Consider the following 13,026-nt stretch of genomic DNA (forward strand, 5'->3'; position numbering starts at 1 on the left):
CTGGGCCAAACCGCCGCTCACCTACCGGCCAGTCCCTATTTGCCGGCCAGCCTTTATTTGCCAGCAAGCAGATCGTTGATCAGCCGCTGGCAGCGCTCGGCCATGAAGTCGAGCAGCAGCCGCACTTTTGGATCCTGCAGCTTCTTGTGCGGATAGACGGCGGCGAACTGCACCGGTGTCGGCGGCGTGCTGGGCAGGATCACCTTCAGCCGCCGATCGCGGATGAATGGCTCGACCTCGAAGCGCGGCTTGTTGATGATGCCGCGGCCTGAAAGCGCCCAGCCGGTGAGCACGTCGCCATCGTCGGTGTCGTAGGGCCCGTGTACCTCGAATTTCTGCGGGCCGGTGGGGGTCTGCAGCGTCCACACATATTCGCGCGCGCCCGAATAACGCAGCATCAGGCAGTCGTGCTTCTTGCCGATCAGTTCCTGCGGCTCAATCGGTTCGCCGCGCGCTTCGAGATATTTCGGCGCCGCCACCAGCACGCGCTCGCATTCCATGATGCCGCGCATCCTGAGGCTGGAATCCTCGATGATGCCGAGCCGGAAGGCGACGTCGATGCCTTCCTTCATGATGTCGACATTGTGGTCCGAGAGCCTGAGCCGCACCTCGATATCAGGGTATTTGTCGTGGAAATCGGGGATGCCCGAAGCGACCAGCCGGCGGCCGAGGCCGAGCGGTGCCGTGACGCGGATGGTGCCGCGCGGCTGGCCGGAAAGGGCAGAGACTGCCGCTTCCGCCTCGGTGATTGCCTCCAGCACCTGCTTGGCGCCCCCGTAAAAAACCGTGCCATGCTCGGTCGGCATCAATTGCCGTGTGGTGCGGTTGAACAGCCGCACGCCAAGGTGCTTCTCCAGTTCCTTGATGCGGTTGGAAGCGACCGCCGGCGAAATGCGCATGTCGCGCCCGGCCGCCGACAGATTGCCGAGTTCAACGACGCGAACGAAGACGGCGATGTTGTCGAGATAGGCCATGCGGAGCACCTTCGCCGGTTTGCAGGATCAACCTAGTATTTTCCATTTTTTTTTGAAAGTCCTCGTGCGCCTCGCCTCTTTCCGTTTGCGCTCCAGCCCGTAAAGTCACCCAATCGGCAGGGACGATTTCAATGATGGATTTCGCGATTTTCTGGGATTGGCTGAGTTTTGCCGTGCGCTGGCTGCATGTCGTCACCGGCATCGCCTGGATCGGCTCGTCGTTCTATTTCGTCGCGCTCGATCTCGGCCTGCGCCAGCGTCCCGGCATGCCCGTCGGCGCCTTCGGCGAGGAATGGCAGGTGCATGGCGGCGGCTTTTATCACATCCAGAAATATCTGGTGGCGCCGGCCGAAATGCCGGAACACCTGACCTGGTTCAAATGGGAATCCTACGCCACCTGGCTTTCCGGCTTCGCCATGCTGTGCGTCGTCTATTATGCCGGGGCCGATCTGTTCCTGATCGATCCGAACGTGCTGCCGATGTCGGTGCCGGTCGGCATCCTGCTGTCTCTGGCAACGATCGGCGTCGGCTGGGTGGTCTACGATCTGCTGTGCCGCTCGCCGCTGGGCAAAAGCGACACCGGCCTGATGCTGGTGCTCTATTGCGTGCTGGTGTTCATCGCCTGGGGACTGACCCACCTGTTCACCGGCCGTGCCGCCTTCCTGCATCTGGGCGCCATCACCGCCACGATCATGTCGGCCAATGTCTTCATGGTCATCATCCCCAACCAGAAGATCGTCGTCGCCGACCTCATCGCCGGCCGCAAGCCCGACCCGAAATACGGCAAGATCGCCAAGCAGCGCTCTCTCCATAACAATTACCTGACGCTGCCGGTGCTGTTCCTGATGCTGTCGAACCACTATCCGCTGGCGTTCGGCACTGAGTTCAACTGGGTCATCGCCTCGCTGGTGTTCATCATCGGCGTGCTGATCCGGCACTATTTCAACTCGGTCCATGCGCGCAAGGGCAATCCGACCTGGACCTGGATGGCGGCACTCGTCCTGTTCATCGTCATCATCTGGCTGTCGACCGCGCCGAAAGTGCTGACCGGCGAACCCAAGGAATCCGCGTCGGCGCAAGTCTATGTCGCTTCAGCGCATTTCCCGGCGGTGCGCGACACCGTGCTCGGCCGCTGTTCAATGTGCCACGCGGCGGAGCCGGTCTATGAGGGCATCTATCATGCGCCCAAGGGCGTGATGCTCGACACCGATGCGGATATCGCCAACCACGCCCGCGAAATCTATCTGCAGGCCGGCCGCAGCCACGCCATGCCGCCCGCCAACGTCTCTCAGATCACCGACAAGGAACGGGCGCTGCTGGTGGCCTGGTTCGAAGGCGCAGGGAAATAGCATGAATTCGACACTTCTGCGCGGCCGCACGCTGTCCTTTGTGCGCTGGCCGCAAACTCTCGAAGACCATTCCGCCTGGCGCTACGAGGAGGATGGCGGACTGCTGATCCGTGACGGCAGGATCGTCGCCGCGGGTAGTTATGCCGATGTTGAAAAGCAAGCCGACGAAACGGTGAAAAGGATTGACCACCGGCCGCATCTGCTGCTGCCCGGCTTCATAGATGCCCATGCGCATTTTCCGCAGATGCAGATCATCGCCTCCTACGGCGCCGAACTGCTCGACTGGCTGAACACCTACACTTTTCCGGAAGAAACGAAGTTCGCCAACGCCCAGCACGGCCGCCGCATCGCGCGGCTGTTCCTCGACGAAATGGTGCGCCACGGCACCACGACGGTCGCCGCCTACTGCTCGGTGCACAAGGCCTCGGCCGAAGCCTTCTTCGCAGAATCGCATGACCGCAACATGCTCAACATCGCCGGCAAGGTGATGATGGATCGCAATGCGCCCGACGGCGTGCTCGACACCCCGCAATCCGGCTATGACGACACAAAGGCGCTGATCAAGGAGTGGCACGGCAAGGGCCGCCAGCACTACGCCATCACGCCGCGCTTCGCCATCACCTCGTCGCCGGAGCAGATGGAGATGGCGGGCGTGTTGTGCCGCGAACATCCCGGCCTGCACATGCAGACGCATCTGTCGGAAAACCACGCCGAGATCGCTTTCACGCAGGAACTCTACCCGTGGGCGCGCGACTACACCGACGTCTACGAGCATTACGGGCTGTTAGGCAAAAAGAGCCTGTTCGGCCACTGCATCCATTTGTCGGAGCGCGAAGCGGATGCGCTTTCGGACTCGGGCTCGGTGGCGGTGTTCTGCCCGACCTCGAACCTTTTCCTCGGCTCCGGCCTCTTCGATTATCAGCGCTTTCGCCGACGCGACAAGCCGATCCGCATCGCCGCCGCCACCGATGTCGGCGGCGGCACCAACTACTCCATGCTGCGCACCATGGACGAAGGCTACAAGGTGATCGCGCTGAATGGCGAAAAGCTCAACCCGTTCCAGTCCTTCTGGCAGACGACGCGCGGCAATGCCGAGGCGCTGTCGGTGGTGGAAAAGATAGGCACGCTGGACGCGGGCACCGACGCCGACATCGTCGTGCTGGACGCCAGGGCAACGCCGGGAATGCGACTCAGGATGGAGACGGTCGAGACGCTGGCGCAGGAACTCTTTCTCCTGCAGACGCTGGGCGACGACCGCTCCGTCCGCGAAGTTTATGTGGCGGGGCGGCCAGCCAAGGCTGACATGAGCGCGGGGTAAGGCCCCCTCACCCGGATTGCCAACCGAATTGCGAAGGCAATTCGGGGCAATCCGGCCTCTCCCCGAGGGGAGAGGAGGAAGCCGAGGCCCGTGCTCGTCTCTTCTCCCCTCGGGAGAAGGTGGCCACGCCACGGAAGCTTGACCGAGCGGAGCTTGTCGTACACACGACGTGTGACGATTTCGGAGAAAGAAAATGGCCGTTGCTGACGACATCGCTCTGATCAAGAGACAGGAAGAGACCCTTGTCTTCGCGACCTTTGACGAGGCCGTCGCTTTCAAAATCGGCTCCGCCATTCGCGATCGTGCAATCGCCGAAGATCTACCCATCATAGTCGACATCAGGCTGTGGGACCGGCCGCTGTTCTACGCCGCGCTGCCGGGCTCGAACGCTTCCAATCCCGACTGGGCGCGGCGCAAGATCAATGTGGTCAAACGGTTCCTGAGAAGCACCTATCGCATGGTGTTGGAACAGCAGCGCCCCGACCGCACCTTCAAGATTGGTGAAGGGCTGGATATTGCCGACTACGTGCTGGCCGGCGGTGGCTTTCCGGTGAACGCCAAGGGCACCGGCGTCATTGGCGTCATCGCCGTTTCCGGACTGCCGGAGCGCGAGGATCACGGCGTCGTCGTCGATGCGCTGTGCGATCATTTGGGCGTCGACAAGCGCGGCTTGGCATTGCCTCGGGAAGCCGAATGACCGTGCTCGACCCCAAATCGTTCCTCGTCTCTATCTTCAACGCCGCCGTCGCCGCCGCCGATCCGGAACGAACCATCAGGGATCATCTGCCGGCCAAGCCCAAGGGCCGTACCATCGTCATCGGCGCGGGCAAAGGCTCGGCGCAAATGGCGGCAGCCTTCGAGAAAGTGTGGGACGCCCCCATCGAAGGGCTGGTCGTCACCCGCTATGGCTATGGCGCGACCTGCGAGCGCATCGAGATCATCGAGGCGGCGCACCCGGTGCCGGACGATGCCGGCCTTGAAGCCTCGCGCCGGCTGCTGGCGAAGGTGCAAGGGCTGACGGCGGACGATCTGGTGGTGGCGCTGATTTCCGGCGGCGGCTCGGCGCTGTTGCCGTCGCCGGCCGGCAGCTTGACGCTGGCCGACGAGATCGCCGTCAATGAGGCGCTGCTCGCCTCGGGTGCGCCGATCGCGGCGATGAACACTATCCGCAAGCACCTTTCCACCATCAAGGGCGGCAGGCTGGCGGCGGCCGCATGGCCGGCCAGGGTGGTGTCGCTGATCGTCTCCGATATTCCCGGCGATAATCCGGCAATGGTCGCCTCCGGCCCAACCGTACCGGATACAGGCAGCCGCGCCGACGCGCTGGCCTCGATATCGGCCTATGGCATGAAACTGCCGGCCTCGGTGATGGCGCATATCAATTCGCCGGCCGCCGATGCGCCAAGCCCGGATGACGAGCGCTTTTTGCGCAACGAGGTGCATCTGATCGCTTCGGCCGGGGTATCGCTGGAAGCCGCCGCTACGGAAGCGAAACGGCAAGGCGTCGAGGCGGTTATCCTCTCCGATGCCATCGAAGGCGAAGCGCGCGAGGTTGGCGGTGTCCACGCCGCGATCGCGCGTGAAGTGGCGACGCGCAACAGGCCTTTCTCGAAGCCGGTGCTGATCCTGTCGGGCGGCGAGACAACCGTGACGCTGCGCGCAAAAGGCAAGGGCGGCCGCAATTCGGAATTCCTGCTCGCCTTCGCCATCGGCATCAATGGCGTCGACGGTATCAATGCGCTGGCCGCCGACACTGACGGCATCGACGGTTCGGAAAACAATGCCGGTGCCTTTGCCGATGCTTCGACCGTGTCGCGCATGCGCGCTGCCGGGGTGGACGCCAAGGCTATGCTTGCCGGCAACAATGCCTGGACGGCCTTCAACGCGGTTGACGATCTCTTCGTACCCGGCCCGACCGGTACGAATGTCAACGATCTCAGGGCAATTCTGATCAGGTAGCCGCAGCAATTCCAGGAAGGTTTTCTGTCCGGAATCGCGCAAAACAGACAATCAGGCGGCCATCAGCCGCTTCACCAGCTTCATGTCCTGCAGGAACCGTTCGCGTTCAGCCTCCTTGTCCGCGGGTTCGCGGATGCGCAGGATGAAGGAGGGATGGATGGTGATGAACACGCGCAATCCGTCCTCGCGCTCGATCACTTGTCCGCGCATCTTTGTCACCGGAATCGCCTTGCCGAGCAGCGACATCGCCGCTGTCGCGCCGAGTGCCACGGCGAGGTTCGGCTTGATCAGCTCGAATTCTTGGTCGATCCACCAGCGGCAGGCCTGAATCTCACCGGAATTCGGTTTGGAGTGGATGCGGCGCTTGCCGCGCGGCTCGAACTTGAAGTGCTTGACCGCGTTGGTGACATAGACCTTTTGCCGGTCGACACCGGCATCGTCCAGGATCGCATCGAACACCTTGCCGGCCGGACCCACGAAAGGTTTGCCGGCGAGGTCCTCCTGATCCCCCGGCTGTTCGCCGACGAAGATCACCTTGGCATTGTCAGGGCCTTCACCGAAGACGGTCTGCGTCGCGTCGCGCCACAGCGGGCAGCGGCGGCAGCCTTTCGCTGCCTCGCGCAATTCCGGAATCGTGCTTGCATCATCTTCCGGTGCTTCGACGGGCTGCTTCGGCCAATGCCGTGCCTGCACCTTTGCGTGGTGCGGCGCGGGTGTTGTCGGCATCTTCGCAATCATGTCCTTGGCGGCCTTGTCCGCTCCTGCGATCATGTCTGGAATGAGCGAGGCCTCGGGAAGGTTCCGCCAATATTTCTTCGGCATCTCCTTCTGCATGGTTTTCACCTTCAATCGCGCCGGGTTGAAGATGTTCTCGAAATAGGTGCGCCAGAGCGCCTCGGTATCGTCCTGATCAGGCGCATCGCCCTTGGCCGCGCCCGGCCCGATCGCCAGCCTTTCGCCATCCCAGTCGGCAGAGGCATAAGGGGTCAGGATCGTCCAGCGCATGCCGGTGAAACGTCTGACGAAGAAATCGGCGTTGCGCTCGACGATGAAATGATCCGGCTCGAACCAGGCGACATAGCGCTCATCGGCACCGTCGCCGATTTTCCGGAAACGTACGAAGGCGTGCATCTTGTGGCTGTCGCGCCGCACCGCCTTCTCCATGGCCTCGAGCCGCCTGGTGTCGGAATCCGACGCGATTTCCAGCAGTTTAGCTTCGTCGCGCAATCGCCACAGCATTCGGTAGAGAAAGGCAAACCGGCCGGGATCGGAATGGCAGAACGCCGTTTCGGCATGCCCGAGGAAGTCGCGCGGCACGACGAGTTGCGCGCCCGCAGGCACTTCAGGCAATTGTGCCTGATCAGAGCCTGGCGCGACATGCCAGTCGACGTCCTCGGGCCTGACCTCATTCAAGGCCAGCCGCCGTGCCGCGTCACGCCAGCCGGCAAAATCCGTCTCGCTGTCGAGCCGAACTCTGTATCTGGCGAGATCGAGTTCCGCCGGCCGCATGATCAGAACAACGATAATTGTTCGCAGGAGTGGACGATCCTGTCGCGCAGGCCGGCCTTGTCGGTCAGCGCACCAGGCGACCAGCCTTCGGCGATGATGAAGGGCCTGAGCTTGGCGATCGACTGGCAGAACCGCCCGACATCCTCGAGCCGCATGCGCCGGTGCCGGCGCGTCTCCAAAATCTTCGCCACCACCTTGGTGCCGAGACCCGGCACCCGCAGCAGCGCTTCGCGGTCGGCGCGATTGATGTCGACGGGAAACTGCCCCCGGTTGCGCAGTGCCCAGCCCAGCTTCGGGTCGATGGCGAGATCGAGCATGCCGTCGCTGCTGCCGGCGAGGATTTCCGGTTGCGAAAAGCCGTAAACCGCATCAGCCAGTCGGCCTGATAAAGCCGGTGCTCACGCATCAGCGGCGGCTTCTGCAGGGGCAGCGACGACGACGAATCCGGAATCGGACTGAAGGCCGAGTAATAGACCCGCCGCAGATGGTAGCTGCCATAGAGCCGGGCGCTCGTGTGCAATATGCCGTCGTCGGATGTCTTGTCGGCGCCGATGATCATCTGCGTCGACTGGCCGCCCGGCGCAAAGCGTTCGCGCTTTTTGGTCTTCAAAGTCGGCTCGGCCTTCTCCTCCATCTTCTGGCGCAGCCTGGCCATGGAAAGCCGGATTGTCTCCGGCTTCTTCTCGGGCGCCAGCCGCTTCACACCCTCGTCGGTCGGCAGTTCGACATTGATCGACAGCCGGTCGGCATAGAGACCGGCCTGCTCGACCAGTTCGGCCGAGCTTTCCGGGATGGTCTTCAAATGGATGTAGCCGGAGAATTTCTCCTCCAGGCGCAGCCGGCGCGCCACCTCGACCATCTCGCCCATGGTCTCGTCCGGCGAGCGAACGACACCCGAGGACAGGAACAGGCCTTCTATGTAGTTGCGCCGGTAGAAATCCATGGTCAGCTTCACCACCTCGTCGATGCCAAAGCGGGCGCGCCGCACATTGGACGACGATCGGTTGATGCAGTAGCTGCAATCATAGATGCAGAAATTGGTCAGCAGGATTTTCAGCAGCGAAATGCAGCGGCCGTCCGGCGCGTAGGAATGGCAGATGCCCATGCCCTCGGTGGAGCCGATGCCGCCTGATTCCAGCGAGTCCTTTTTCGCCGCACCCGACGAGGCGCAGGACGCATCGTATTTGGCGGCATCGGAGAGGACAGCCAGTTTTTCACGGACGGTGAGTGCGCTCATCTGTTCATGATATGTTCTTATCCGCCCTTATGCCACCTCATTTGATGGAAACGGCGAAAAAGTGATCGCCCGCCCGGCCCTCAGACTTCGTGCAGATAGAGGTGGTAATCCAGTTCGCTGACCGTGCGTGCCACGCGCAGGTATTCGGACTGTTTGATCGCCACGAAGGTCCGGTGCAGGTCCTCGCCGAGCGCGTTCTTCAGGAAGCTGGACGCCCGGGCCGATTCGATCGCGGCGCGCCAGTCGACAGGCATGGTTGTGCGCGTGACCGCTGCCTCATAGCCGTTGCCGGTCGTTTCGGGCCCCGGATCGAGCCCTTCATCCATGCCCTTGATGATGCCGGCGAGCACGGTTGCGGCGATCAGATAGGGGTTGGCGTCGACGCCCGACGGCCGGTGCTCGATGCGCCGGTTCTTGGCGTCGCCGGCCGGCACACGCAGCGCCACCGATCGGTTGTTGACGCCCCATGTCGGTGCCACCGGCGCATAGGATTGCGAGACGAAGCGCCGCCAGGAATTGGCGTGCGGCGCAAACACCAGCATCGATTCCGCCATGGTCTGGATGAGGCCGCCGAGCCCTTGCAGCAGCGGCAGCGACCAGCTCTCGCCGCCGGCTTCGGCAAAGACGTTTCGGCCGGCTCTGTCCTGCAGCGAAACATGGAAATGCATGCCCGAGCCGGCGTATTTCTCGATCGGCTTGGCCATGAAGCAGGCGGTGACGCCGTGGCGGCGCGCCTGCGCCCGCACCAGCCGCTTCAGCATGACCAGGTCGTCGGCCGCCCGCATCACATCCTTGCGGTAGTTCAGCGTCAATTCGTACTGGCCGGGCGCATATTCGGAAATGACCGTCTCGGCCGGAATGCCTTGCGCCTTGGCTGCGGCATAGATGTCGGAAAACAGCGGCTCCATGCCGTGCAGATGATCAACGGAATAGACTTCCGTCTTGCCCGAGACGCGGCCGTCGAGCACGGCGCGCGCCGGCTGCACCTTGCCGTCGGCGTCGCGCTCATTGGCCAGCAGGAAGAATTCAAGTTCGAAGGCTCCGGCCGGATAGAGGCCCTTGGCCGCCAGGATGTCGACTTGCCGAGCCAACGCCAGCCGCGGATCCGACGACATCGGCCGGCCGTCGAGCATGTACATCGCCATCAGCAGCTGGCCACGTGGCGGGCTCGTGCCGTAGAGCGGCACCAGCGTACCGGGGATCGGCCATGCCCTGAGATCGCCGTCGCCGGTCGTCCAGATCAACCCGGTCTCGTGCACATCCTCGCCGGTGATGTCGAGGCCCAGGATCGAGATCGGCATATGGCGGCCGCCCTCGAAGATGCTCTTCAGCTCATGCCGGCGCACGATCTTGCCGCGGCCGACGCCATTGGCGTCGGTCAGCACGATATCGAAGGCTTCGATCTCGGGATGGGCGTCGAGAAAGGCGTGCGCCTCGGCGGATGTCGAGCCCGAAGGTGAGGTCATTGTGGCATTGGGATGGTCCATCGCCGCTTGTCTCATGCCCCAAGCTTTGCCGCAACCGCGCCGAAGGCGGTGATCAGCCGGTTGACCTGGGTCGCAGTGGTCGCCGGCGAGATCAGCATCATGTTGTGGAAGGGTGCGATCAGCACGCCGCGATTGATCAGCGCGACATGGATGGCGGCCTCCAGTTCCGGCGCATGCGCCACTTCCGCCTCGGCGCCATTGCGCAGCGGACCGGGCGCGCAGATGAACTCGACGCGGGCGCCGACACGGGAAACATGCCAGGGCAGGCGATAGCGATCGATCACGCCGGTCAACCCGGCATCGAGCCGCCGCGCCAGGTGATCCATGCGGTCATAATTTTCCGGCGTCATCACCTCTTCAAGCGCGGCGCGCATCGCTGCGAACTGCAGCGGGTTGGCCGAGAGCGTCGTGCCCATGCCGGAATAGCCCGGCTCCTTGGTCCTGTTGTAGTCCGCGTAGCGCGAGGCGACGTCGTCGCTCATGCCCCAGACACTGGCCGGCACGCCGCCGGCGATCGGCTTGCCCAGGACGAAGAAGTCCGGGTCGAGACCATATTTCCTCGTGTAGCCGCCGGGGCCGGTCGAGATCGTGTGCGTCTCGTCGATCAGAAGCAGTGTGCCGGCTTGGCGTGTCAGTTTGCGCAGGGCGTCATGGTAGCCCGGATCGGCAAGCACCATGCAGGAGTTGGTCAGCACCGGTTCGGCGATGACGCAGGCGACGTCCTTATCCCCAAGCGCGGCTTCGAGTGCTGAGATGTCGTTGAACTCGATGACCTTGGCCGTACGCGTCAGGTCGCGGAACTCGCCCGCCAATCCCGGCCGGTTGACGGGCTTGCCGTCGATCAGCCGCACCATCGTCTCGTCGACCGAGCCATGGTAGCAGCCGTTGAAGACAAGGATCTTCTCCCGGCCGGTGACGGCGCGGGCGACGCGCAATGCAAAACGGTTTGCGTCGGTTGCCGTCGTCGCGATCTGCCAGAATGGCAGGCCGAAGCGCTGCTGCAGCAGCGGCCCGATGGCCAGCGCATCTTCCGAAGGCAGCATATAGGTCAGGCCACGTCCGGCCTGGCGGCGGATGGCGCGCGCCACCGGCGGCGGCGAATGGCCGAACATCGAGCCGGTGTCGCCAAGGCAGAAATCGTCGAGCTTGTTTCCGTCGATGTCGGTGATCGTGGCGCCCTTGGCGCTGTCGACCAGGATCGGAAACGGCGTCGGCCAGTCGTTCATCCAGTGCATCGGCACGCCGCCGAAGAAGCCGGGCAGGCCGTTGCCGACCTTTACCTGAGATTGCGGCCGCGCCTTGCGGAAGGCTGCCCCCTCGGTCTCGCGCAGATCGGCAATGCGGTCGCGGCCGATGCCGCCGATGGACGTCTTGGACATATCGCTGTGCATGAAAACCCCTCTGGTCGATTCCTCTTAGCCAATCCGTGTCTGCATCCGCAATTGGCCGCGCATCTGTCCTGCGTTGGCTCAGCCTTTGGCGGCGGCGCTTGACCGTGCTGCCGAAGTCGGCGCCAATATGAGCGGGAATTGAGGGGGAGGGGTAATGAGGACGGTCATCTGTGTGGCGATGCACCTGTCGTCGGCGAGCGCGGCCTTCGCCTCGGGCGGCATCTGGTGCTCCACCGACGACCCGGCGGCGACATTCGAGGTCGAGGCCGGCGTCACCAGAGGCATGGGCGGGCCGACCTTCAACTTTCGCGGCAACCTCGAAATTCTGAGCCGGCCTGCCAGCGACAGCCTGCGCAAGACCGTGTTCGAGGATTCCAACCTGACGCAGTACTGGCTCGACGGCAAGGAATTGCGGCTGAACATCTATCGTGAGCACGAGGCCGCGCAAAAGATCAACTCGGTCGAACTGACGATCCTGACCAGGACCAGCGACGAAGGCGTCTACGACGGGAGCTATACGCTCTCCATCTACGACGCCGCAGCGGATACGGACCAGGACGGCAAACCGGTCGAAATCAGCGGCAAAGTGTCGTGCGGAGCGGAGTGAGCGGGGTCAGGCCGTGATGTCGATGACGCCGCAGTCGCCTGCCGCGCTGCCGAAGGCGACGCGGCGTTCTTCCTTGTCCCACATCATCGAGGTGATGGCGCCCTTGCCCGGCCGCCGCAACAGCACTTCCTTGGCGTCGGCAAAACGCACCGCCATCACCATGCCGTCATCATAGCCGACGGCGACGACATCCTGGCTCGGGTGACAGGCGACAGCCGTCACCATGGCATTGCCGCGCGTGCCGAGTTCCAGCGGTGCCTTGCCCATCGGCCCGTCCTTGCCGGAAAACGGCCAGACGATCGCCGCCGGCGCGCCGGAACTCGCAAGCCACTTGCCCTTTACGCTCCACGACAGGCTTTTGACCTTGCCGGGATAGCCGGTCATGCGCATGTGCTTGCCGTCGGCGAGCTTCCACCCGTGCAATGCGTTTTCTTGCATGGTGGTGACGAGGAAGGCGCCATCCGGCGAGAAGGTGATGCCGGTATGGGCGCCGGCCCATTCGAGTTCCACCGGCTTGCCCTCGGCGGCCGGGAAATGCAGCGTCGCGCCATTGTAGCGGGCGACGCCGAAGCGCATGCCCTTGGGCGAGAAGGCCAGCCCCTCCACCGAACGCGGATGGACGAATTCCCTGGTCTTGCCGTCGGCGAAGCGCACGAAGGCAGTCTTGCCTGAGGCATAGGCGATGGCGCCTTGCGGCCCGGCGGCAACGCTGGTGATCCACTTCCTGGCCGCGCTTGCCAATTCCGTGGCCTCGCCGCCCGTTTTCACGGCAAACACCTTGCCGTCCTCGCCGCCGGTGATCAGCCGGTCATTGGCCGCATCATGGAAGGCGGCGAGCAGCCCGTCATTGGCCTGAACCGTCTTGTGGCCATGGTCGAGCCGATGGATGGCGCCGTCGGCCATCGCGAAATGCGGCACGTCGCCGAGAAAGGCGGCGGCGATGCAATGGCCTTCGAGGTCTAGGGGGGCGACTGTGGGCATCAGGGAACCATTCCAATGAAGTTTGTTGCCATCCCCGGGAAGTCGCCAGCGCGGCCGGGTGTGGCGCCAACCTTCTCCCCTTGTGGGAGAAGGTGGATCGGCGCGCAGCGCCGAGACGGTTGAGGGGTGTTGGACGGATCGCCGTCGGTGCCCAGCTGGAGCACCCCTCATCCGACCGAGCTTCGCACGGCCACCTTCTCCCACAAGGGGAGAA

Annotated in this window: 10 protein-coding genes and 1 pseudogene; 5 read left to right on the forward strand and 6 right to left on the reverse strand. The window is 63.6% G+C overall.

Features of this window, described 5'->3' with window-relative positions:
- Positions 1-53 precede the first annotated feature (53 nt).
- Positions 54-974: a LysR family transcriptional regulator gene (locus EOC83_RS10385; RefSeq protein WP_024501932.1), complete on the reverse strand. Its 921-nt coding sequence runs from the start codon at positions 972-974 to the stop codon at positions 54-56.
- A 131-nt stretch (positions 975-1,105) separates the two neighbouring features.
- Here EOC83_RS10385 and EOC83_RS10390 point away from each other — a divergent pair, with 131 nt between their 5' ends.
- The 4 genes from EOC83_RS10390 (at position 1,106) to EOC83_RS10405 (ending at position 5,600) form a co-directional block, all read left to right on the forward strand.
- A complete protein-coding gene (locus EOC83_RS10390) occupies positions 1,106-2,323 on the forward strand; it encodes a urate hydroxylase PuuD (protein WP_024501931.1) in 1,218 nt (405 codons plus the stop codon).
- Between the two features lies 1 nt (position 2,324).
- A complete protein-coding gene (gene guaD / locus EOC83_RS10395; RefSeq protein WP_063169826.1) occupies positions 2,325-3,641 on the forward strand; it encodes a guanine deaminase in 1,317 nt (438 codons plus the stop codon).
- 193 nt (positions 3,642-3,834) lie between these two features.
- Positions 3,835-4,338 (forward strand): heme-degrading domain-containing protein, encoded by a 504-nt coding sequence (locus EOC83_RS10400; protein ID WP_063169827.1) that lies wholly within the window; start codon positions 3,835-3,837, stop codon positions 4,336-4,338.
- A complete protein-coding gene (locus EOC83_RS10405) occupies positions 4,335-5,600 on the forward strand; it encodes a glycerate kinase (RefSeq protein ID WP_063169828.1) in 1,266 nt (421 codons plus the stop codon). The genes EOC83_RS10400 and EOC83_RS10405 overlap by 4 nt, the downstream gene beginning before the upstream one ends.
- A gap of 51 nt (positions 5,601-5,651) precedes the next feature.
- Here EOC83_RS10405 and EOC83_RS10410 read toward each other — a convergent pair whose 3' ends face one another.
- The 4 genes and pseudogenes from EOC83_RS10410 to EOC83_RS10425 all read right to left on the reverse strand — a co-directional run bounded on the left by EOC83_RS10410 (position 5,652) and on the right by EOC83_RS10425 (position 11,224).
- A complete protein-coding gene (locus EOC83_RS10410) occupies positions 5,652-7,109 on the reverse strand; it encodes a UdgX family uracil-DNA binding protein (protein ID WP_063169829.1) in 1,458 nt (485 codons plus the stop codon).
- A 2-nt stretch (positions 7,110-7,111) separates the two neighbouring features.
- A pseudogene (locus tag EOC83_RS10415) lies at positions 7,112-8,346 on the reverse strand (putative DNA modification/repair radical SAM protein).
- A gap of 80 nt (positions 8,347-8,426) precedes the next feature.
- On the reverse strand, positions 8,427-9,833 hold the full coding sequence (locus tag EOC83_RS10420; protein WP_082826626.1) for a glutamine synthetase family protein: 1,407 nt from the start codon (positions 9,831-9,833) through the stop codon (positions 8,427-8,429).
- A gap of 11 nt (positions 9,834-9,844) precedes the next feature.
- On the reverse strand, positions 9,845-11,224 hold the full coding sequence (locus EOC83_RS10425) for an aspartate aminotransferase family protein (protein ID WP_063169830.1): 1,380 nt from the start codon (positions 11,222-11,224) through the stop codon (positions 9,845-9,847).
- Between the two features lie 154 nt (positions 11,225-11,378).
- Between EOC83_RS10425 and EOC83_RS10430 the strand changes: the two genes are divergently transcribed.
- On the forward strand, positions 11,379-11,831 hold the full coding sequence (locus EOC83_RS10430) for a hypothetical protein (protein WP_063169831.1): 453 nt from the start codon (positions 11,379-11,381) through the stop codon (positions 11,829-11,831).
- A gap of 6 nt (positions 11,832-11,837) precedes the next feature.
- Here EOC83_RS10430 and EOC83_RS10435 read toward each other — a convergent pair whose 3' ends face one another.
- Positions 11,838-12,812 carry a WD40 repeat domain-containing protein gene (locus EOC83_RS10435; RefSeq protein ID WP_013528226.1) on the reverse strand — a complete coding sequence of 325 codons (975 nt, stop codon included), beginning with the start codon at positions 12,810-12,812 and terminating at the stop codon, positions 11,838-11,840.
- Positions 12,813-13,026: the final 214 nt, after the last annotated feature.

It is taken from the genome of Mesorhizobium sp. Primo-A (genome assembly GCF_003997175.1).
GTDB lineage: Bacteria > Pseudomonadota > Alphaproteobacteria > Rhizobiales > Rhizobiaceae > Mesorhizobium > Mesorhizobium ciceri.